Raw genomic sequence first — 20,675 nt, forward strand, 5'->3', positions numbered from 1 at the left:
GACATGCGCGGTGCTCTGATACGACTGCGCCAGTCGACCGGGCTGCCGCTCGCCTTCGCCGGACTGGTCGAACCGGGCCCCGGGCAACTGCGCATCAGCGAACTCCAGGGCAACAGGACCACCGCGCTCAGCGGTCTGTCCGTGCACTCCGGGAACGGTCTCGGTGGCAAGACGGTGGCCCTCGCCCGGCCGTGCTGGGTCACCGACTACTCGTCCTCGCGCCAGATCAGCCACGAGTACGACGCTGCGGTCGCCGCCGAGGGCATCCGCTCCGTGCTCGCCGTCCCCGTCGTCGTACGGCGGCGGGTGCGCGGTGTGCTCTACGGCGCCCTGCGTACGGCACTGCCGCTGGGCGACCGCACGGTGGGCGCCGCCCTGGAGGCCGCGCGCGACGTGGAGCAGGCGCTCGTCGTACGCGACGAGGCGCGCAGTCTGCTGGCCACGACCCGCGCGCCGGAGCACGGGGCGCCGGGAGCATGGGAGGAGGTCCGGGAGGCGCACGGAGCGCTGCGCGCGCTGGCGCCGCGGATCGAGGACCCGGAGTTGCGGGAGGAGCTGCTGCGGGTGTGCGGGCGGCTGGCCGGCGGTGAGGGCACGGGGCCGGAGTCCCCCACGCCGGGCGGCGGCAGCCGGGTTGCTCTCACCCCGCGTGAGGTGGACGTGCTGGCCTGTGTCGCCACGGGTGCCACCAATGCGGTCGCCGCCGAGCGTCTGGGGGTGCGCCCCGAGACGGTGAAGGCGTATCTGCGGTCGGCCATGCGGAAGCTGGGGGCTCATACGCGGTTGGAGGCGGTTGTGGCTGCGCGACGGGTGGGGCTGTTGCCGTAGCGGGTGGAGACGAGTCGCGCCGTTCGAATACAGGTTCGTTCCGGGGTGCGAGTCCGTCGTGGCTGGTCGCGCAGTTCCCCGCGCCCCTTACGGGGCACGGTGCAGAGCTCCCAGGCCATTCATGTAACCAGCGTGTGAAATTTCCTATGCCGTACCCTTCCTGTTATTTGGCTCACCAGGGTTCCGTTCCGGAATTCAAAGGCTGGACGCCTAATATTGGCCCGGACACGACACAGAGGGGAGCGGTGGCCCGTGCGACGGGACTTCAAGGAGCCTGGGAGACCCCGCCCCGACCTGGTCATAGGCAGGGAGGAACTGTTCGCGGGAGCGCGTGAGCAGCTTGCGCGTGGCGGGAGCGTGCTGGTGCACGGTTCCGCCGGGATCGGTAAATCGACCGTGCTGCGTGCGCTGGCCGCGGAGTACGAGGAAACGGCACGCACCGTACTGCGCTGCTCGGCCACCGAGTCCGAGTCCCACCTGCCGTTCCTCGCGCTGACGGACCTGCTCGGGCTGGTCGTGGACGAGGTGTCCGATCAGTTGCCCGCCCCGCAGCGCACGGCCCTGGAGTCCGCGCTCACCGGTCGCGGTGAGTCGACCCTTCAGCGGGACGGGCTCGCCCTGCGGCTCGCGGTGCTGTCGACCCTGCGGACCCTGGCCGCCAAGGGTCCGGTACTGATCGTCGCGGACGACCTCCAGTGGCTGGATCCGGCCAGTGTCGAGCTGCTCGGGTTCGCCGCGCGGCGGCTCGGTGAGATGCCGGTGCGCATGCTGTGCGCCGTACGTACGTCCACGGATCCGCACGGCCATGAGCAGGACAGGTATCTACGCGCGTCCCCGCCCGACACTCTCGCCCTCAGGGTCGCTCCGCTGTCTCGGACACATGTCGCCGAGCTGCTCGAGAACCGTGGTTACACCGGTCTGCCCCGCTCGACCGTGCGGGACATCCACCGCACCAGCGGCGGCAACCCGCTGTTCGCGCTGGAGCTGGGCCGCGCCCTGGCCGACAGCCCGACCCCGCCGCAGCCGGGCGAGCCGCTGCCGGTGCCGACCTCGCTGCGGACCCTGGTCCTGAACCGGCTGGACATGCTCTCGGCGGAGGCCCGCCGCACCCTGCTCGTCGCCAGCGCCGGTGCCCGGCCCACGCTTGCCCTGCTGCACGCAGCCGGCCGGGAGAACGCCGAGGCGGAGACCGCGCAGGCCGCCGCGCTCGGGCTGCTGGCACCGGAGCGGGAGGGCCCGGGCGTACGGTTCGCGCACCCCCTGGTATCGGCCGCGCTGTACGCCGAGGCCACCGCCCAGGAGCGGCGGGCGGCCCACGCCGCGCTGTCCACCGCCGCCGGGGACCCCATCGAGCGGGCCCGGCATCTGGCGCTGTCCACCACCGGCGCCGACCCGGAGGTCGCCGCCCGGCTCGGTGAGGCCGCCGCCGTGGCCCGGGACCGGGGCGCGCCCTCGGTCGCCGCCGAGCTGGGGCTGCTCTCCGCCCGGCACACCCCGGCGGGCGCGACGCCCGGCCCGGACGAGCGGCGGCTGCAGGCCGCCGAGGACGCGCTGACCGCCGGGGAGAACGATCTCGGGAGGGACATCGCCCGCGAGGTACTGAGCCGGGCCACCGAGCCCGCCGAGCGGGTGCGGGCCTGGATGGTGGTGATCGACGCGGCCGGCCAGTCCATCGCCGAGGTCGACGCCGTCTACCCGCAGGCGCTCGCCGACGCGGGCGACGACCCACGGCTGCTCGCCCTGGTCCGCTACCAGTTGGCCTGGCGCGCGCTGGTCATCGACGGCGACTTCGCGGAGGGCCGAGACGAGGCCGCGCACGCGGCGGAGCTGGCCGCGAAGGCCGGCGAACGCCGCACCGAACTGCTCGCGCTCGCCCTCCAGGCACAGATCGAGACCCTGATGGGGCACCCGGATGCTCCTACGACCATCAAGCGGGCGCTGAAGGAGCCGCAGGACCCGCAGCTCGCGTGCCACCACAACGGGGCGGGAGCGACGCGCTTCCGCTGGCTGATGATGAGCGACCAGTTCGGCGAGGCCCGGGCCACGGCCACCTCGCTGCTGCGTGAGGTGCGCCGGCGCGGGATGGTCGAGAGCGAGGTGCACTATGTGCGCTTCCTCGCCGAGATCGAACTGCGCTCCGGGCACTGCGGCCGGGCCCTCGGCCTGGCCCGCGAGGGCTATGTCCTCGCCCGGGACTCCGGCATCGGCGAGGGCGCCTCCGCCATGCTCACCTCGTTCGCGGAGGCGGCGGGCGGCGATGTGGAGCGGGCCCAGGCGCTCGCCCGGGAGGCCGCCGAGCACGCGGAGCAGGACGGCGACCTGATGTACCTCTCCCGCGCCCTGGGCGCCCTCGGGCACGCCCAGCTGGTGGCCGGGGACGCGTCCGGCACGGTGCAGTCGCTGCGCCGGGTACGGGAGTTGGAGAAGGGCCTCGGGGTCACCGACCCGGCGCGCGGCCGCTGGCACGGCGATCTCGCCGAAGCCCTGGTTCGGGTCGGGGAGTTGGCCGAGGCGCAGGACGTCATCGACGTCACCCGGCAGCAGGCGCTGCGGCTCGGCCGCGAGAGCGTGCTCGCCGTCCTCGACCGGGCGGAGGCGCTGGTGCGCGCGGCCCGTGGTGAACAGGACGCCGCCGTACGGCAGTTGACATCGGCGCAGGACCGGCTGGCCAAGCTGGGCTATGGCCTGGAGGAGGCCCGGGCCGCGTTCGCCCTCGCTTCGCTGCGCACCCTTCCGCAGGCTCTCGGCGCCCGGCCAGGGGGGACGCCCGGGACGCCCGGGACGCCCGCGCCGGCGTCGTACGACGAGGCGGCCCGGCTGTTCCGCCGCTGCCGCGCTCTGCCGTGGCTGCGGCAGGTGGAGCAGGCCACGGTCGCCCCGGCGCCCCCGCCACAGGCGGCCCTCGCCCCGTCGGCCCTCGACGCCCTCGCCGTGCTCGCGACGACGGAACGTCAGGTCGCCGAGCTGGTCATGGAGGGAGCGACCAACCGGGAGATCGCCGGTCGGCTCTACATCAGCGTGAAGACGGTCGAGGCGACACTCACACGGGTCTACCGGAAGCTGGGAATCCGGTCGCGTGTGGACATCGTGCGTCTGGCGGCGGGACACCGTACGAACTGACCTCCCCGGGACCGGCGTTTCGCACCCCTCCCGGGGACCGGTGCGCCCCCTCCCGGAGGGCCGGCACACGCGAAGCGACCTTGCGGCTCCAGCGTAGGCTCAAACCCCTGCCCGGGCCATCGAGGGTTTTCCCTCCCCAACTCCCCTAGGGGGATCCCCCATTGGGAGGGGATCACTCCCCCTCTTAGTTTTTGTGCCGTGCCGCACGCCAGGGCACACAGACCGGCCCACCGCCCCGCTCGGCTCCCCCGAGCGGGGCGGTACCGCAGGCTCTGTGCACCACCCCCCACCCGCGCGTCCCCCACCGGCAATCCCCCATGAGGAGAACCATGTTCGGGTTCAACCGCGCCAAGAAGACGCTCGTCGCCGCCGCGGCGACCGCCGCCGCCTCCGCGGCCGCGCTTCTTGCCGCCCCCGGCGCCGTCGCCGCTCCCCAGCCCATCGTCGGCGGTACGACCACCACCGCGAGCGCGTACCCGTACGTCATGCAGATCACGAACGCCTCGCAGAGCCAGTTCTGCGGCGGCACGCTGGTCTCCGCGACCAAGGTGATCACGGCGGCCCACTGTGTCGACGGCAGAACGACCTCCAACACCCGTGTGGTGGGCGGCCGTACGTACCGCAACGGCACCAACGGCACCGTCAGCCGGGTCAGCCGCATCTGGATCCACCCCGACTACACGTCCGCCGAGCAGGGCAGCGACGTGGCCGTGCTGACCCTGTCGACGTCGATGCCGTACACCCCGGTCTCGTACGTCACCTCGTCGCAGACCGGCGTCTACGCGGCCGGCACCACCGCCCGCATCCTCGGCTGGGGCACCACCTCCTCCGGCGGTTCCTCCTCCAACCAGCTGCGCACCGCGACCGTGCCGATCGTCGCGAACTCGACCTGCGGCAGCTCCAGCTCCTACGGCTCCGAGTTCATCGCGAGCGACATGGTGTGCGCCGGTTACACCTCCGGCGGCGTGGACACCTGCCAGGGCGACAGCGGCGGTCCCCTGATGATCGGGGGCGTCCTGGCAGGTATTACTTCCTGGGGTTACGGCTGCGCCGACGCGCAGTACCCCGGCATCTACACCCGGCTGACCACCTTCTCCAGCGCGGTGGCCGCGCAGGTCAACTCGTAACCAGGCTCCTGAGGCGCGTCCTCAGGTGATATCAGGGGGCGTTGCGAACCTGCCACGAGCGGTTCGCAGCGCCCCCTTCCAGCTACTGGGCGACGGTACCGAAGCGGATGTCGTACGTGCCGTCGCCGTGCAGGACGGTGAGGGTGCGTCCGGCCTCCTCGACGAGTTCCTCCCGCTGTCCCCTGGTGAGCCGTCCGAACGGCTGGAGGGTGAGGACGTCGTCGTCGAGCTTCCAGAGGCCCGCCAGGAAGCCGTCGACGAGGAAGGTGCGGTAGGCCTGATTGCCCTGCCAGTTACGGCCCTTGGTGTCCGGCAGCACCACCCGTGTGCGGTCGGCGTGGGAGAGGAGCAGGTTGTCGAACTCGGGCAGCAGGCGGGGCGGGGCCGGGGTGTCCGGGTCGGGGCGGGGAGCGTCGGGGAGGTCGAAGAGTTCGACGCCGCTGTCGTCGCGGAAGGTGAGCAGCTCCGGGCGCAGCCGTTCGAAGGCCTCGCGCAGCCGGGTCAGTCCGGCCCAGGTCTGCATGTCCTTGACGGAGGCGGGCCCGAAGGCGGCGAGATAGCGCCGGACCACGGTCTCCGGCGCGGGGGCAGGTTCGGCGGAGCGGCCGAGCCAGTGCTCGGCGGTGGTCAGCGCGACCTGTCCGCTACGGCCCCACAGACCGCGCGGGGTGACCTGGACGAGCGGCAGCCTGCAGCGCGCGGCGAGCCCGAGGGCGAACGGGTCGGCGTCCGGCCACTCGACGAGGAGGGCCTCGCGCAACTGCTTCAGGGTGCGCGGCTCGGCCTCGACGAGCTCCCGCGCGAGGGCCGCGAGCCGGTCGAGGTCGACGCCGACGAGCCCCTTGCGGAACTGGTTCAGCTCCCTCTCCCGGGCCGGCTGCACCAGGGGCCGCAGGGTCAGGCAGTCCTCGGCGGTGTGGGTGTGGATCGTGGAGCGCAGGGTGACGATGCGTACGACGGCACGGTCGGCCATGAGCGTCGACAGCTGCTCGGACGCGAAGCCCTCCAGGCGGGCGGCGAGGGCGTAGTACGGCGGTTTGACGTTCTGCGCCTGAAGCCCGAGGAGGTGCTGGACGGCGTCGTACGCGGATGTGGTGGGCGCGGGCGCTCGGTGCAGGAGGAGCTGGCGGGCCAGGGTGGCGCGGTTGAGGGCTCGGGGGCCGAGCCGGGGGGCCGGTGCCGTGCGGGTGGCCGTGTTCGTCATGCCTCGCACGCTAGCGGCCAAAGAGGACAGATTCTGTCCGCTTCTGCCCGCAACAGACGCCTCCCCGGTGCCCCCCTCCCCACCCCTCGCGGCGTTTGCCCCGTATATCCTGCTCACGTCCTACTCACGTCCTGTTTGGTGATCACAAAGTCGTACGCGCACCTCGGGAGGTATCCGCGATGGCCGATCGACGCGCCCGCCCGGCCTCGAAGAGCGCCAGGAAATCCGTCTGGCGCCGCGCCCTGACCCCGCCGACGGGGCGAGCTGCACGTCTTCGTGGGCCCAGACTTCGTGATCACGGTCCGGCACGGCGCGGCCCTCGACCTCTCGGCCGTCCGCCGCCGCATGGAGGAGACGCCGGAACTGCTGAAGCTCGGCCCGGAGGCGGTTCTCTACGCCATCCTCGACGCCGTGGTCGACGGCTACGTGCCGGTCGTCGCCGGGGTCCAGAACGACATCGACGAGATCGAGACGGAAGTGTTCCGCGGCGACCCCGAGGTCTCCCGCCGCATCTACGAACTCTCCCGCGAGATGGTCGAGTTCCAGCGCGCCACCCGCCCCCTCGTCGGCATGCTCCACGGCCTCATGGCCGGCTTCACCAAGTACGAGACGGACGAGGAACTCCAGCGCTACCTCCGCGACGTCGCCGACCACGTCACCCACACCAGCGAACGCGTCGACACCTTCCGCCAGGCCCTCACCGACATCCTCACGGTCAACGCCACCCTCGTCGCCCAGCAACAGAACGCCGAGATGCGCGCGCTGGCGGAGGCGGGCTTCGAACAGAACGAGGAGATCAAGAAGATCTCGTCGTGGGCGGCGATTCTGTTTGCTCCGACACTCGTAGGAACTATTTACGGGATGAACTTCGAGGATATGCCTGAGTTGGGCTGGAGCTTCGGATACCCCTTCGCGATCGGCTTGATGGGGATAGTTTGCGTCAGTTTGTACGTGATTTTTAAGCGGCGCGACTGGCTCTAGAAACCTGACACCGCGCTCAGCCCTTCTTCGCGCTTTGCTCTCGCATCTCTTACGGATCGAGCCAGAAACGGCCGTGGGGAGTCTCTGGGGAGAAGTGATGCGGGTGATCTCCTCGCTCTACCTCCAAAGAGCCCCTGACCAGGTCTTTTGCGCATTGGCTGCCAGTGGGGAGAATCCGGGGAGAAACGAATGGCAGCCCCCGTGGATTTTCGGCAACTGGCCCGCATGGCTTTCTGTTCGGCACCCCCGCGCGACGTCGCCGCCGCTGCAGCCACATCACAGACAGTGAGAATTTCGGCTGCCCCTGTTCGCCGACGATCCTGTGTAGTCCACCTTCGATGACGGCCAGCCTGTACTGCTGCAGGTCTTTCCCTTCGGAAGGTACGGTGCCGGCCGTGTCCTGCGACTGAGAGTCCGTCCGTTCCCGCACTGCCCGTTCCCGGGCATCAGTACACACAACACGCACCCACGAAAGAGCAGGTCCAACCAGCTCACCTGGGTATCCGCCCCCGCTCCCTCCGGACGCCAGCTCGCACCGCATCGCCCTCGCACTGTCTCCGGCCGCCATAATGGAGTCATGCCCCCCAGCACACAGCACCCCACCCGCACTCCGACGGACGTCTCGGGCGCGGACGCCGAGGACCTCGCGCTGTACCGGGAGAAGTTCCGCCGCCGTCTGCCGAAGTCGCTGGACGAGTTGCGCGGGCCGAACCACGGCGTCGTGGATCTGCCGCTGCACATGGCCTGGTCCGGGATGACCTCATACGACCTGGGCAAGCCGCGCCAGCGTATGGGCCTGTACCGCACCGTCCTGCACGAGGGCCTGCACGACGACCTGCCCCGCTACCTCGACTAGGACCTGCTCCTCCAGCTGTGGCCGGTGCTGCGCACCCTCGTCGGACGCACCGTGCGCGCCGTATGGGAAGACGCCTTCCCCCAGCTCGCCTCCCGCCACCGGGCAGCCGCGTGACGGACATGCCGGAGCTGCACACGCGGCTCCTGGCGGATGTGATCGCGCTCGGTTCCCCGTATCCACTGGTTCTCACCGGTGGATACGCCGTGCGGGCACACCGCCTCGTGAACCGCCCCAGCCAGGACCTCGACGTCGCCACCGAGAACCCGGCGCCCATGGCCGACATCGCCGCCACGCTCCGCGCCGGCTTGGAAGCCCGCGGCTGGAAGGTGCACGCGCTGGAGACCGCCCCGCTGTCCGCCCGCTTCACCGTGGCCGACCCGGCCACCGGGCAAGAATGCGAAGTCGACATCCTCAAGGAGATCTTCTGGCGGCCGGTCGCCCAGAGCCCGTACGGGCCCGTCCTCGCGGAGGAGGACGTGATCGGGACCAAGGTCCGCGCCCTCGCCGACCGCGGAGCGCCCCGCGACCTGATCGACGTGTTCGCAGCCTCCGCCGCTGGACCAATGCCGAGTTCGAAGAGTTCGGCCGCCGCCACGCCCGCGGCCGCTTCGAGCGCGAGGATCTGCAGGCGAATCTCACGGGCGCCGAGTGGACCGACGACGAAGCCTTTTCCGCCTACGGGCTCGAGGACGCCACGATCATCGCTCTCCGCGCTTGGGCCGTGGAGTGGGCCGACGACCTCGCGACCCGTCTCCTCGAAGAGGCCGATGATCCGGACATCGACTGATCACGTCCGGATGAGATCACATCTGCAATCGATCACCGCAAGAACCAGGAAATGACTAGGTAGCAAAGGTTCTCACACCGCGAGACTGAGGTGGCGTGCCCTGGTGAGCGCGACGTAGAGCGCGCGGTGGGACTCTTCGGTAGGGTCGAGACCTCTCCGGAGCGCGGCCGCGTCAGCCGCCTCCAGCCTGCCCCCGACCCGGTCCCACTCCCGCCCCTTCGCCTGGTGGCAGGTCATGCCGGGGATCAGCCCCTCGTGGGCGATCTCCAGCCTCGTCCGCAGATTGGCGAGGGCGGCCCGCGGCGTTCGCTTGTGGCCCTCCGGCGGCTCGACGAGCGTCATGGTGACCATCGTGGCTACCAAGTCGGCCCAGATCGTGGCTGGATCACCCCGGCACACCAGGCGCTCAAGGGCGCTGCGCAGATACGGGCGCAGCTCCGCGAGAGTGTCGCTTTCCATGATGCCCAAGCTGCCCTCTCTGTCAGCCTTGGGTGAGACGTCCCGTTCTGCGGGGTTAGCCTGAGAGCCACGAGGTTCCGGGTGCCGCTCAGGCGCTGCTGTTCGGCACGGAGCAGTTCCACGAGGATCCGTGCCTCGCGGCGGGCCAGCTCGTCAAGGGGATGACGCCAGGCCGGCAGGTAGATGAGTTTGTACGGATCCAAGTCCAGAGACCTGCCGTGCGCCGCATTGACCTTCGTGGCGACGCTGCCGAGCCTGCGGCTCAATGTGACACCCCAGCTCTGGGCGACCGCACCGAGCCGTTGGTGGCCGACAGCGTGCAGCTGCCGTCCGAGGCGCCCTTCCTCGGCGAGACTGTCGCCCAGCCTGTACGCCACCTCGATGGCACGGCTGGAGCCTTCGGGCGCGAGCGTGGCGGATCCGTACCTCGGCAGAACCGGGAAGCGGGAACTGGGATGAGCGAGGTAGAGCGCATCCGTGAGCGTCGTCTTTCCGGCGCCGTTGGCCCCGACCAGAACACTGAAACGGCCGGGCAGGTGGCAGACCATCTCGCCCTCCGTGCTCGGCCGGAACCCGCTCACCGCGATGCGACTCAGGTGCACCATGCCCCCATGGACAAGAAGTAAGTCGATAGTCATCATCGCCCCCAACACTGACAACTCACGGCTCTGTGCGCTCACTTGCGGTCTGAAAGTTGCCCGGACTCCCCTCGGGTGGGCTGCTGGTCGGCGCCAGTCCCGGCCCCTGTGTGTCGCGGTCGTCCGGTCTGCCTACCAGTCAGCCCCCTAAACGGGGCACTTGGACGCTTGAGTATCGGGAGAGTTCCCATGATCTGGGTGGTAGTGCTCGGGCTTGTTCACTACGGACGCTGCCCTCTGTGGTCAACGAGCACCTCGTATCCGCCTTCTCGGCCATCGGCGGCAGACGGGCCGGGAGCGAATGGGCAGGATGCTGGAGACGAACAGGTTGACGGCGTGGCTGATGTGGAGGTGTAAGGCACAGACACTGCCAGGAACAGGCAGTCGGTAGCGGACCGTGAGTGTGGAAGCAGCAGGCGAGACGGCACGGGACCCGAGCCCTAGGGAGGCTCGGGTCCCTTCACGGAAGTGTCAGGTGGTAGGGCTGTGGGCCAGCGCGCGGGCCTTGGCCGCCCACTCCCCCATCCTCGTCATGGCGGAGGTCAGTTGCTTCACCGCAGCGGAGATCTCCTTCACCGGTTTGCGGAGGTGCCGGCTCACCCGGACCATGGCGCCCGCCAAGGTGCCGAACGAGCCCATCTGTGCCAGACCGTGCTGCGCGGCTTCGTCCAGGGACATGAGCTGCTCCAGGAACTCGTCCGCCTCGTCGCCTCGTTCGTCGGGCGGCGTCATTTCGATGAGGCCCAGCGCGGCCCGTACCCCGCTGTCCAGCGTCGTCATGCGCTCCGCGAACGCCGCGGCGACGGCGTTCAGTTCGCCAGCCGGCGCGCTGATCGTCCCCGCGTACCGGGCGACGGCAGCGAGCCGCGCGCTCATGGGCGCGTTCGCCTGGGCCAGATCGAGCATCTCGGTGCCGGACTGCTCGGTCAGCATTCCGATCGTCTCGACCGTCTTCGTGATCGCCTCCATGTCGGCGGCCATCTCGTCGAGCCCGTCCTCGATCACGGCGAAGTCGTCGAGCAGCCCGGGCGAATCCTCGTCCTCGGCCTGACCGCCGTCGCCGGCCTCCGAAGCGGAGGCCAATCCGTCACCGGTGTGGAGTCCGCGCAGCACCCGTGCCGACGTGAGGAGTTCGAAGCCGTCGCGGAGCCCGGCCTCCAAGGCGCTCTCGATCTCCTTGCGGGCTCCGGCCAGATGACTGCGCGTCCGCTGGTAGCGGATCGTCCTGATCGACGCGATATCGAAGGGCAGTTGGCCGGCCTCCCCGATGTGGATCGTCGGCTTTCCGGTGATGTGCCGCAGCCCCAGCTCGTACATCACGTTGGGGTTGCCACCGCTGACGTCGGCGACGACCAGGTCGGACTCGACGACGTATCGGCAGATCTGCTCGTTGATGTCACCGGCGTGCGTGATGCCGTCCGCGCGCACGGCGCTGATGCCGTGCTTCTCGCAAGCGGGGGCGATCACCTGCTCGAAGACGCTGAGATGGTGCTCGTACGCTTCACGCTCGGGGCTGCCGTGCGCGGCGTACGGGTCACCGATGGGGCCGACGACGAAGCACTTCCGGGGCTGGTCGGGCTCCTCTCGGAGCATCTGTGACGTGATCACTTGTGAACCTCCGGTGCGCGGGTGTGCGTGTCGGGGGGGCTGCGCCGCCGGCGCCGCGCCGTCCTCCAACGCTGGCCGACGCGCTGGCGTTCGCCGATCTCGCAACGCTGCTCCTGCTCGATACTCGGATCGAGGAGACGGGCGCGCCGACCGGCGGACCGTTGCCAGACCGCGGCTTCGAGGACCTGGGCGGATACCGGCCGGAGATCGACCAGGCCACCGGCATCCTCACCGTCCAACTGGGCGTCGGCATCGACGAAGCCTTCGTCAGGCTCCGCGCTTACGCCTATACGCAGGGACGCCGACTCGCCGAGGTGGCCGCCGACGTGGTGGCCCACCGGCTCCGCTTCTCCCCGGACGCGGAACCGAGACGGACCGACGAGGAAACCTGACGCACCGGTGCCGACCGACGAACGTGCTCCACTTCCCGCCCCCTCCCGGCGGGACCAGTCTCAAGCGAGGGTGTCACGATGAATCAGCAGCTCCTGGCCAAGACCTTCGTCGAGCTGGCGGACAACCTGGTCGCCGACTTCGACCTGATCGACTTCCTGCGCCTGCTCACCGACCGCTGCGTGGGCATGCTCGGCGCCAGTGCGGCCGGGGTGCTGCTCGCGGACCGCGACGGCGAACTCCGCGTCATGGCCGCCTCCGACGAACAGGTACGCCTGCTGGAGCTCTTCCAGCTCCAGAACGACGAAGGCCCCTGCCTGGAGTGCTTCCGCACCGGCACACAGGTGATCGTCCCCGACCTGACCCGCGAGGTCGACCGCTGGCCACGCTTCGTCACAGCAGCCCACCGCAGCGGCTTCGGCGCGGTCCAGGCCCTGCCCATGCGTCTGCGCGACGAGGTCGTCGGCGCCCTGAACCTCTTCCGCGCCACCCCCGGCCCCTTCGACCCGGCCTCCACCCTCATCGCCCAGGCACTCGCCGACGTCGCCACCATCAGCCTCCTGCAACAACGCACCACCCACCGCAGCACCGTCCTCAACGAACAGCTGCAGACCGCGCTCAACAGCCGGGTACTGATCGAGCAGGCCAAGGGAAAACTCGCCGAACGCCAGAACATCGACATGGAGCAGGCCTTCACCGCACTGCGCGGCTACGCCCGCGCCCACAACCGACGCCTGTCCGACGTCGCCCGCGCCTTCATCGACGACTCCGAACCCCTCCCCGGCCTGGTGGCCTGACACCGTCGCCAAGGCGGTGCCGCACGCAGCTGCGAGCACGAGGAATCACGCTCGGGTCACGGGCCGTGCTTCTGGAGGCGCGGTGCCGCTGGTGCGCGGCTGCCGACTGGCGCACGCTGTGGTGCGGCGTCGGCTGCGGGGCTGATCCCGGGCTACGGGCTCTCGCCCTCGGCTGCCTCGCCGGACTGCACCTCCGTCCCCGCTGCTGTCGCTGTCCAAGCGGCGCAGTACAGCAGCAGCCTTGCTATGAGGTTGATCCACAGCACGACGGCGACCGGCACGGCGAAGGCGCCGTACATGCTCTTCGCCGCAACGCCCTGCAGGTAGCCGGTCAGCAACCACTTGAGCAGTTCGAAGCCCACCGCACCGATCAGCCCGGCGACCACGACCGCACGTCGACCGGGATGCACCCGCGGCAGCCGCGTGAGCAGGTAGACCAGCAGGAGAAAGTCGACGGCCAGGGCGATGGCCAGGCCGGTGAAGAACAGCAGAGCGCGTCCCGCCCCGCCCTCGATACCGGCCTTGGCGGCGGCACTGTTGGCGAACACCGAACCACCGATCGCGACCAGCCCGACCGTGCCGAGGCCGACCAGCACCGCGGAGTCCTTGAGCCTGAGCAGGAACGGATTGCCCGGGTCCTGCTCCTTCTCCCACACCGCGCGCAGGCACCCGCGCAGAGCGCCGACCCAGTTGATGCCGATCACAAGCAGCAGCGCGCCCGCGATCAGCCCGACGGATCCGGCATGCTCGACGAGACTGTCCAGGTCCAGGAGGTCGGAGAGGCCTGGCGCCTGGGCGGCGATCTTGTCCTGGAGTTTCCCCAGCTGTTCGTCGCTCAGCAGCTTGGCGCCGATCGCCGCGCCCACGGTGATCAGCGGAAAGAGCGCGACGAAGCTGGTGAAGGTGATGGCCGCGGCGAGCCGGGCCCAGTGGACGGCATCCAGCCGTTCGTACGCCCGCCAAGCGTGCGTACGCATCAGCTTTCCGATCACAGGCAGCCGTGTCGGCCATTTCATGAGCAACACACGCTCACTGGGTACCCACGGTCGAGGAGATAGGCATCCGGCGGGGAGACCGGCACCGCCTTCCGGCGTATGAGAGCCGCGACGCTTGCCGAGGCCTGCGCCGGAGCAAGCCGATGACGACCGCTGCGGTGCGACGTCGTCCGGTGCGGTAAAGCCGTCTGTGGGGCGCGCGGCACGTCGCCAGGCGGCCGACCGGGATCGTCAGTGAGCGGCCCGGTGCCGGTGGCGGAACCAGTGGTCCTTGTGACGGGGGCGATCGACCGGTCCGGCAGGATCTTCGCCATCCCTCTCCGCCTGCGCCGTCTGCGCGCGGGCGGAGTCGCGTTCGTTGATCAGAACGTCCCGTTCCTGTTCGGCTGCGGCTGTCTCGCGCCGAGACTGCATGGGCCCGCGACGTGCGGTGCGGCCTCGACGAGCGGCGCGGCGTGTGCCGGTCAGGAGCAGGCTCAGCCCGAGCAGAGCCGCCGCCCCGACGACGATGCCGTAGAGGAAGAGGGTGCCGGTGGAGCCGGTGACGTCGACTCCGAAGACGGAGAATTCGCCGGTGAACTCGTGGGCGCTGCCGCTGTTGGAAAGAACGCCGGCGACGCCGATGACTACCGCGGCGACGAGAATGACGAGTCCGAGGATGATCATGACGTACTCCTGGGATCTGCTTCCTGTACCCACGGTAGAGCCGTGCTGCCCGGCACGCCACCGCCACCAGTGCGTGGTGACGGCCCGGCCCAAGGGCGCGCCTGCGCGAAGAGCCGGCAGATCCGGCTTGGGTCAAGCGCTCACAGGCGGCGCCAGCGAGCCGAGGCGAAGGAGAAGACACCGAAGAGAACCAGCCCGATCGCGACGCCAACCAGGAGCCATGGCCCCACCGGTGTCTGCGTGAAGCTACGGAGCGTCGCGTCCACGCCCTTGGCCTCGTCCGGGTCGAAGCGGACGGCTGCCACCAGGATGAAGATCCCAGCCGCGGCGAACACCACACCACGTGCCACGCCTCCGCCCACACCCAGAGCGGTGACGATCTGCTTCGTACGATGGCTCATGGTGCCGGTGTCCAGCTGCCGCAGGAAGCGCCGCATGGCCGCACGGACGGCAAGTACCGCGCCGATACCGATCAGGAGGCAGCCCGCGGCACCCGGCCGTACGGCAGTTGGAGCGCCGATGCCGTCCAGTCCTGCGACTGCGCGTTGCCACTGGAGCCGTGCCCGCCTCCGGCGGCATACGCCGCCGTGGCCCAGCAGATGGCGGCGTAGAAGACCGCCCGCCCGCCGTCAAGGACTCGCGAGGCGGCCTTGTACCGGGGCCCCCTGCCAAGCGCGCGGGCGCCCCGCCACAACGCCATGCAGCCGAAGCCGACGACCAGCGCCCACAGCATCGCCTTCCCGAAGGGCTGCGCCGCGACCTGGGCCAGAGCACCCTGGCGGTCCGCCGGCTCGCCGCCGCTGCCGAGTGCGATCCGGACGGCCAGTACACCGATGAGGACGTACACCACGCCTCGTGCGGCAAAGCCTGCCCGGCCGGCGCCGCCGGCCGAGCCGCTCGAAGCCTCCGCCGAGGCTCCGTTTGTCCCAGCGGCCCCTGCCCAGCTCGCAGAACTCCCCGTGTCGACACTGGATTGACAAGGGAAGTCGTCGGGCGTTGACTGACGGCACGGCGTAGGGCTATGCCATGCAGACCCTTTGGTGGGTCACCGCCGTACTCCTGGTCGTCTGGATCGTCGGCTTCGCGATGCGCGGGCGCAGCAGTGGCGGGCGCAGCAGTGGCGGGCGCGGCGGTGGCAGGCGTGGCAGTGGCGGCCGTCGATATGGCCGCAGTCGCGGATAGCCCACACCAGTCCACCTGAACCAAGATCACCGGACTCTACGAAACTCGGGCAGCTCAGGTGGAGCTGCTCGGCCTCCAGCAGACTCCGTGCTCCGAGCACGATCGCCACAGCCAGCTGGACCAGTACCCCGCTCCGCTCCCGCCACCCGGCCGCCGTACTCGACGGCAGCACCCGGGCCGGTCCACCCGTCAGCCCCAGGCGGTCGGCCAGTCCCGCAGCAGCACCGCCCCCGCGTGCCCTACCAGCTTCTTCCCGTCAGCAGCCACGGACAGCCGACGGTCCCACCCTGTACTCTCGACCACCAGAAAGGTGCCTTGCTCTCTGCAGCGGATACGACGTAGACACTCGCATCCTCACAGGTCAACAGCACCTTTCTGCTGTCAGGCTGTCAGCTCAACCAATTCCGCTGAATAGCCAGGGTTGACCCGGCCCATAGCACGATCGGGTTTTCCGTCCGGCATGCCATGATCACCAATGTACGCGGAAAATTCACCGCATTCGAAGGACTGCTCAGGCTCGACGGGACCCATCCCACGCGGTCCGAGGCCCACGTCAGTGTCCAGACCGGCAGTCTCGACACGGGCATCGCGCAGCGGGACACCCATGTCACCGGCCCCGACTTTCTCGACTCGGCGACGTTCCCGCTCATGAGCTTTCGCTCCACCGGGGTCGTGGAGGTCGGCGACGGCCGGTTCCGCATGGTCGGCGGCCTTCGGATCAAGGACGTCGAACTGCCCCTTCCCATCGATCTCGAGTTCGGCGGGGCAGGCCAGGACGCCAACGGGCAGAACCGTGTCGGCTTCGAGGGCACAACCACCCTGAAGCGCTCCGACTGGGGGATCGACTGGAACTCGGCGCCGGCCACAGGCGGAGTGCTGATCAGCGACAAGGTGAAGCTGAGCTTCGACATCTCGGCCGTACGTCTGGACACGCGATGACTCAAGCTGCCGAGAACCGGATCGGCACGGCAGCCACAGTCGAGTCGCTGACCGCCGAAGCCGCGGAGCTCGCAACCCGCGTCAAGGAACTGCGCCAGGACATCGTGGACCTCGATGAGCGGATCGAAGCTGCTTCCGACGCTCTGCGCCGGCTCTCCGCCCGACCGGCCAAGGTCAGCCGAACAGGCGACCTGCGTGGCAGGATCAGCTGAGCTTCACTGACCTGGCCGTCTCGACCGAGAGAGACCTGATGTCTCCGATGATCCGCAGGGCCGTGATCCCCGCCGCCGGACTCGGCTCCCGTCTGCTGCCCCTGACGAAGGCGACACCGAAGGAGATGCTCCCGGTCGGCGACAAGCCGGTCATCGAGCACACCGTGCGCGAGCTGGTGGACTCCGGCATCACCGACATCACCATCGTCGTCTCCAGCGGCAAGAGCCTCATCCAGGACCACTTCCGCCCCAACCCCGCTCTCGTCGAACAACTCCGCGCGGACCGCAAGACGGCCTACGCGGACGCGGTGGAGGAGGTCGCGGAGCTGGCCCGCCGGGGCCACATCACCTACCTCGACCAGTACGGCCCGTACGGCAACGGCACCCCGGTGCTGAACGCCGCACGGGCCTTCGGCGACGAGCCGGTGCTGGTGCTGTGGCCCGACGACGTCTTCGTGGCCGAGGTCCCCCGCGCCCAGCAGCTGATCCGCGCGTACGAGCAGACCGGCTGCCCGGTGCTCGCGCTCCTGCCGATGGACCCCGCCGAGTCCCAGCGCTACGGCGTTCCCCTCGTCAAGGAGGACCTGGGAGACGGCCAGCTGCGGATCACCGGCCTGGTCGAGAAACCCGAGCCCGCCGCCGCCCCGTCGGCGTACGCGGCCATCGGCGGCTATGTCGTCACCCCCGGCATCATCGACGAACTCCGTGAGCAGACCCGCCGCTGGTACGAGCATCAGACCGGCGAGATCTACCTCACCGACGCCATCAACGCGTACGCCGCCACCCGCGCGGTGTACGGCCAGGTCATCAGGGGCCGCTGGTACGACACCGGCAACCCGGCCGACTATCTGGTCGCCCAGATGGCGTTCGCCCTCGCCCACCCGGAGTACGGCCCCCTCCTGCGCGGCCTGGTCACCGGCCTCGACGCCGGCCATACCGCCGTCGGCTCAGGGGACACCGACACCTGATCGCCCTCCGCGTCCGGGCGGGAGCCTCATGGCAGCGGTTCGTCCGTCACCGCGGTCGCGCCGGAGTGGGCGCGGACGAGCGCGATCACGGTGTCGGTGGTGTGGTCGAGGTGGCTTCGGCCGTCGGGCAGCATGCCCTCCGGGCTGATGTAGCTGTGCGGCCCGAGGTGGGTGGCCGGGTCGAGGCGATGCACGGTGATCTTCCCGGCTCGGCGGGCGCGATTCCATCCGCTGCGGCGGAACAGGCGCCAGTGCTGAGGAAAGATCCACGTGCCGACGCGCTCGATCCGGTCGCCCGCGCTGGTGAGTTGATGCACGTGCTCGGCGTGGGTGAGGTCGTTGGCGCCGTTGTGGAATCCGCCGAGCGTGATCACCACGACTGGGGAGCGCAGCTGGGAGTGCAGTTCCTCGACCACGCCGGTGGCGACCTGGGCGCCGCCGCTGTAGCTGAGCAGCACCACGGGGACACCGCTGTCGGGCCGGTAGCCGGCGAGCCGGAGCTGCGTGGCGATCTGGTAGCCGACGGCCCGGTTGTACAGGGGGCGGTACCGGTGGTCGGCGGCGACGAAGACCTGCATGACGTTGTGCAGGAACAGCAGCAGCCCGATGCGCCGACGCAGCCACGCCCACACCGGTCGGTCGGCCAGCGGGTCGGCCAGGGGCGAGTACGGCTGCACCTACGCGACCGCGACGCGGTGTCCGGCCCGCTCCGGCTTCGCTAGCACGTAGGGCAGGTCGATCAGGAGCCGACCCTGGCGGATACGCAAGGTCGGCGCGCACAGGGCGGCGGTGGCGGGCACGTGGGGCGGCAGCCGGAAGCGGATACGCACCGGATGCCAGTCGGCCCGGCAGGCGGGATCGGGCCGCACGGGCAGGCGCAGGGTGAGCACCGCGTAGTGGAACGGGTCGCGTGGACGTCGAAGACCAAGCGGCAGATCCTGGCCGTCCCCCGTCCCCCGTCCCCCGTCCCCCGTCCTCCGTTCCCCGTCCTCCGTTCCCCGTTCCCCGTCCTCCGTTCCCCGTCCTCCGTCCTCCGTCCTCCGCCCGCCAAGGCGGTTGGCGCTCGCGGAACGGCGGGTGTCCCACGAGGGGTTCGTACAGGACGCACCCGAGCGCATAGACATCGGAGGCCGGTACGGCCGACCGGCCGAGCGCGCGTTCCGGTGCCGGGTAGCTGCTGGTACCGAGGACCTGGCCGGTACGGGTGAGCCCGGCGGCGGCTTCGTCGGCGGCGCGGGCGATGCCGAAGTCGGCAGCCTTGACGGTGCCGTCGGCGGCGAGCATCAAGTTGCCCGGCTTGATGTCCCGATGGACGACGCCCGGCATCCGCTACGCCGGCGCCGCCTGCACCGGTCTTGCCGACGCGCCGTACAGCGCCGCCAGGTCGGCAGCGCTGTACGGCCGGCGATGGTGTCGCCGTGCCGCCCCCATCCGCAGCGAGAAAGGCGTCCCGGTGAGGCGGATGCCCCTCGCGCCCGCAGCCTCATCAATCCGGCGGACCTATGTGGTCACGCACCGGCGGAGCGTGCGGAGCATGTCGATGACGTCGTCGGCACGGGTGTCCGGGTTGACGAAGGCCATGCGCAGAACCGTCGCGCCGTTCCACTGTGTCGGCACGCAGAGCATGGCGCCCGTTTCGGCGGCCCGGGCGGACCAGGAGGCGTAGTCCTGCGGGCCCCACCCAGGGCGTTCGAGGAGGAGGACGGACAGTTCGGGATCGGTCGTCAGGCGCAGATGGTCGCTGGCGCGTATGGCGTCGGCTACCAGTCGGCTCGTGGTCAGGGTCTGTTCCACGGCACGCGAGTACCGCTCGGTTCCGTGGACGGCCAGGCTGAACCAGAACGGCAGCCCGCGGGCACGGCGGCTGAGGTGGAGGGCCAGGTCCGCCGGATTGTGGACGTCGCGGTCGATGGCGTCGAGATAGTGCGCCGACTGGCTGTGCGCGGCCCGTGCCGGTGCGGGGTCCCGGTAGAGCAGTGCGCAGCAGTCGTAGGGGGCGAAGAGCCACTTGTGAGGGTCGACGATGAAACTGTCAGCGCGTTCGATGCCGGTGTAGAGGTGGCGCACGCTGGGTGCGGCCAGGCCGGCTCCGCCGTAGGCGCCGTCGACGTGCAGCCACACGTGGTGGCGCTCGCACGCGTCGGCGATGTCGTCGAGGTCGTCGATCAGACCGGCGTTGGTGGTCCCGGCGGTCGCCACCACGGCGAACACGCCGGCCGTGGAGTCGAGGACCGTGTTCACGGCGGCTCCGGTGAGGTGTCCCCGCTGGTCGACGGGCGCGGTGACCACCTCGACGTCCATCGCGCGTGCCGCGGAGCTGATCGAGGAGTGGGCGGTGTCGGCGCAGACGATCTTCCAGCCGTCCGTCGGCCGGGGCCGGGACGCGGCGGCAGCGGCGCGGGCCGTGATGAGAGCAGAGAGGTTGCCCATGGTGCCGCCGCTGACGAAGCATCCTGCTGCGGTGCCGGGCCAGCCGAGCAGTTGGGTGAGCCAGGCCAGTGCTTCGTTCTCGGCGTGGATGGCACCGGCTCCGGCCTCCCAGGTGCCCGCGAAGATGTTCGCCGCGCCGGTGACCGCGTCGAAGGCGAGTGCGGCACGGGTGGGAGCCGCGGGGATGTAGGCGAGGTTCATCGCCCCGTTCTGGGCGCGGGTGGCGGGTGCCAGGACTCGGTCGAACAACTTCAGGGCCGCGGCGCCGCTGATTCCCCAGGGGGTGATGGCCGTACCGGCCGCGAGGGCGAGGTCGGCGGCGGAGCGGGCGCCTGTCACCGGATCCGGAGCCTGCGTTATGCGCCGCCGTGCGTAGTCCAGGGCGGCTGCCACGATCCCGTCCTCGTCGCCCCAGACCCGGTTGTCGGCGTGGGGCGGCCTGCTTGCTGACGTGTTGTTGCATTGCGCATTTTGCATAGCAAGAAGCT

At 70.2% G+C, this 20,675-nt stretch carries 16 protein-coding genes and 5 pseudogenes; 11 read left to right on the forward strand and 10 right to left on the reverse strand.

Annotated elements, in window-relative coordinates; genetic code table 11:
* Positions 1-3: 3 nt before the first annotated feature.
* The 3 genes from F3T56_RS29590 (at position 4) to F3T56_RS29600 (ending at position 5,075) form a co-directional block, all read left to right on the forward strand.
* The gene (locus F3T56_RS29590) at positions 4-828 is read left to right on the forward strand and encodes a helix-turn-helix transcriptional regulator (RefSeq protein WP_149828432.1); all 825 of its coding nucleotides are present in this window, start codon (positions 4-6) and stop codon (positions 826-828) included.
* Between the two features lie 252 nt (positions 829-1,080).
* Positions 1,081-3,948, forward strand: a complete 2,868-nt coding sequence (locus F3T56_RS29595; protein ID WP_149828433.1) for a helix-turn-helix transcriptional regulator — start codon at positions 1,081-1,083, stop codon at positions 3,946-3,948.
* 329 nt (positions 3,949-4,277) lie between these two features.
* Entirely contained in the window at positions 4,278-5,075 is a 798-nt protein-coding gene (locus F3T56_RS29600) for a S1 family peptidase (RefSeq protein WP_149828434.1), read from the forward strand.
* An 82-nt stretch (positions 5,076-5,157) separates the two neighbouring features.
* Here the strand turns inward: F3T56_RS29600 and F3T56_RS29605 are convergent, their stop codons facing one another.
* On the reverse strand, positions 5,158-6,279 hold the full coding sequence (locus tag F3T56_RS29605; protein ID WP_149828435.1) for a winged helix DNA-binding domain-containing protein: 1,122 nt from the start codon (positions 6,277-6,279) through the stop codon (positions 5,158-5,160).
* Positions 6,280-6,537: 258 nt separating this feature from the next.
* Here F3T56_RS29605 and F3T56_RS29610 point away from each other — a divergent pair.
* From F3T56_RS29610 to F3T56_RS29620, 3 pseudogenes are all read left to right on the forward strand, one after another.
* Positions 6,538-7,260, forward strand: a pseudogene (locus F3T56_RS29610) (magnesium and cobalt transport protein CorA); the annotation flags it as partial.
* 577 nt (positions 7,261-7,837) lie between these two features.
* Positions 7,838-8,230 (forward strand): annotated as a pseudogene (locus F3T56_RS29615) (hypothetical protein).
* Between the two features lie 5 nt (positions 8,231-8,235).
* Positions 8,236-8,903, forward strand: a pseudogene (locus F3T56_RS29620) (nucleotidyl transferase AbiEii/AbiGii toxin family protein).
* A 72-nt stretch (positions 8,904-8,975) separates the two neighbouring features.
* Here the strand turns inward: F3T56_RS29620 and F3T56_RS29625 are convergent.
* Together F3T56_RS29625 and F3T56_RS29635 are read right to left on the reverse strand one after the other, a co-directional pair.
* A complete protein-coding gene (locus tag F3T56_RS29625; RefSeq protein ID WP_149828436.1) occupies positions 8,976-9,362 on the reverse strand; it encodes an ATP-binding domain-containing protein in 387 nt (128 codons plus the stop codon).
* A gap of 1,109 nt (positions 9,363-10,471) precedes the next feature.
* Complete coding sequence (locus F3T56_RS29635) at positions 10,472-11,593, reverse strand: hypothetical protein (protein ID WP_246204003.1); 1,122 nt, start codon at positions 11,591-11,593, stop codon at positions 10,472-10,474.
* Between the two features lie 38 nt (positions 11,594-11,631).
* Between F3T56_RS29635 and F3T56_RS29640 the strand changes: the two genes are divergently transcribed.
* Together F3T56_RS29640 and F3T56_RS29645 are read left to right on the forward strand one after the other, a co-directional pair.
* A complete protein-coding gene (locus F3T56_RS29640; protein ID WP_425473651.1) occupies positions 11,632-12,000 on the forward strand; it encodes an ANTAR domain-containing protein in 369 nt (122 codons plus the stop codon).
* A 78-nt stretch (positions 12,001-12,078) separates the two neighbouring features.
* On the forward strand, positions 12,079-12,795 hold the full coding sequence (locus tag F3T56_RS29645) for a GAF and ANTAR domain-containing protein (RefSeq protein ID WP_149828437.1): 717 nt from the start codon (positions 12,079-12,081) through the stop codon (positions 12,793-12,795).
* A 152-nt stretch (positions 12,796-12,947) separates the two neighbouring features.
* Here F3T56_RS29645 and F3T56_RS29650 read toward each other — a convergent pair whose 3' ends face one another.
* The 3 genes and pseudogenes from F3T56_RS29650 to F3T56_RS50185 all read right to left on the reverse strand — a co-directional run bounded on the left by F3T56_RS29650 (position 12,948) and on the right by F3T56_RS50185 (position 15,306).
* Complete coding sequence (locus F3T56_RS29650; RefSeq protein ID WP_149828438.1) at positions 12,948-13,811, reverse strand: YihY/virulence factor BrkB family protein; 864 nt, start codon at positions 13,809-13,811, stop codon at positions 12,948-12,950.
* Between the two features lie 210 nt (positions 13,812-14,021).
* Complete coding sequence (locus F3T56_RS29655; protein ID WP_149828439.1) at positions 14,022-14,456, reverse strand: hypothetical protein; 435 nt, start codon at positions 14,454-14,456, stop codon at positions 14,022-14,024.
* Between the two features lie 140 nt (positions 14,457-14,596).
* Positions 14,597-15,306: pseudogene (locus tag F3T56_RS50185) on the reverse strand (DUF1206 domain-containing protein).
* A gap of 743 nt (positions 15,307-16,049) precedes the next feature.
* Here F3T56_RS50185 and F3T56_RS29670 point away from each other — a divergent pair.
* The 3 genes from F3T56_RS29670 to F3T56_RS29680 are packed head-to-tail and all read left to right on the forward strand — an operon-like array spanning position 16,050 to position 17,757.
* Positions 16,050-16,577, forward strand: a complete 528-nt coding sequence (locus F3T56_RS29670) for a YceI family protein (protein ID WP_149828440.1) — start codon at positions 16,050-16,052, stop codon at positions 16,575-16,577.
* Positions 16,574-16,789 (forward strand): hypothetical protein, encoded by a 216-nt coding sequence (locus F3T56_RS29675; RefSeq protein WP_149828441.1) that lies wholly within the window; start codon positions 16,574-16,576, stop codon positions 16,787-16,789. Before F3T56_RS29670 ends, F3T56_RS29675 begins: the two co-directional genes overlap by 4 nt.
* Positions 16,790-16,827: 38 nt before the next feature.
* A complete protein-coding gene (locus F3T56_RS29680; protein WP_149828442.1) occupies positions 16,828-17,757 on the forward strand; it encodes a UTP--glucose-1-phosphate uridylyltransferase in 930 nt (309 codons plus the stop codon).
* 26 nt (positions 17,758-17,783) lie between these two features.
* On the opposite strand, the gene F3T56_RS29685 is transcribed toward F3T56_RS29680, so the two are convergent.
* From F3T56_RS29685 to F3T56_RS29700, 4 genes and pseudogenes are all read right to left on the reverse strand, one after another.
* Positions 17,784-18,434 carry a hypothetical protein gene (locus tag F3T56_RS29685; protein WP_246204007.1) on the reverse strand — a complete coding sequence of 217 codons (651 nt, stop codon included), beginning with the start codon at positions 18,432-18,434 and terminating at the stop codon, positions 17,784-17,786.
* Positions 18,435-18,647 (reverse strand): hypothetical protein, encoded by a 213-nt coding sequence (locus tag F3T56_RS29690; RefSeq protein ID WP_149828443.1) that lies wholly within the window; start codon positions 18,645-18,647, stop codon positions 18,435-18,437.
* A gap of 181 nt (positions 18,648-18,828) precedes the next feature.
* A pseudogene (locus tag F3T56_RS29695) lies at positions 18,829-19,083 on the reverse strand (protein kinase domain-containing protein); the annotation flags it as partial.
* Between the two features lie 174 nt (positions 19,084-19,257).
* On the reverse strand, positions 19,258-20,664 hold the full coding sequence (locus F3T56_RS29700) for a pyridoxal phosphate-dependent decarboxylase family protein (protein ID WP_149828444.1): 1,407 nt from the start codon (positions 20,662-20,664) through the stop codon (positions 19,258-19,260).
* Positions 20,665-20,675: the final 11 nt, after the last annotated feature.

Source organism: Streptomyces tailanensis, assembly GCF_008386495.1.
Lineage (GTDB): Bacteria > Actinomycetota > Actinomycetes > Streptomycetales > Streptomycetaceae > Streptomyces > Streptomyces tailanensis.

Bases quoted from the DNA above. Each gene is read 5' to 3' on its own strand.
- F3T56_RS29675 (WP_149828441.1), top strand. From the start codon at position 16,574: ATGACTCAAGCTGCCGAGAACCGGATCGGCACGGCAGCCACAGTCGAG.
- F3T56_RS29650 (WP_149828438.1), bottom strand. From the start codon at position 13,811: ATGAAATGGCCGACACGGCTGCCTGTGATCGGAAAGCTGATGCGTACG.
- F3T56_RS29600 (WP_149828434.1), top strand. From the start codon at position 4,278: ATGTTCGGGTTCAACCGCGCCAAGAAGACGCTCGTCGCCGCCGCGGCG.
- F3T56_RS29700 (WP_149828444.1), bottom strand. From the start codon at position 20,664: ATGCAAAATGCGCAATGCAACAACACGTCAGCAAGCAGGCCGCCCCAC.
- F3T56_RS29590 (WP_149828432.1), top strand. From the start codon at position 4: ATGCGCGGTGCTCTGATACGACTGCGCCAGTCGACCGGGCTGCCGCTC.
- F3T56_RS29655 (WP_149828439.1), bottom strand. From the start codon at position 14,456: ATGATCATCCTCGGACTCGTCATTCTCGTCGCCGCGGTAGTCATCGGC.
- F3T56_RS29635 (WP_246204003.1), bottom strand. From the start codon at position 11,593: ATGCTCCGAGAGGAGCCCGACCAGCCCCGGAAGTGCTTCGTCGTCGGC.
- F3T56_RS29605 (WP_149828435.1), bottom strand. From the start codon at position 6,279: ATGACGAACACGGCCACCCGCACGGCACCGGCCCCCCGGCTCGGCCCC.
- F3T56_RS29625 (WP_149828436.1), bottom strand. From the start codon at position 9,362: ATGGAAAGCGACACTCTCGCGGAGCTGCGCCCGTATCTGCGCAGCGCC.
- F3T56_RS29645 (WP_149828437.1), top strand. From the start codon at position 12,079: ATGAATCAGCAGCTCCTGGCCAAGACCTTCGTCGAGCTGGCGGACAAC.
- F3T56_RS29680 (WP_149828442.1), top strand. From the start codon at position 16,828: ATGTCTCCGATGATCCGCAGGGCCGTGATCCCCGCCGCCGGACTCGGC.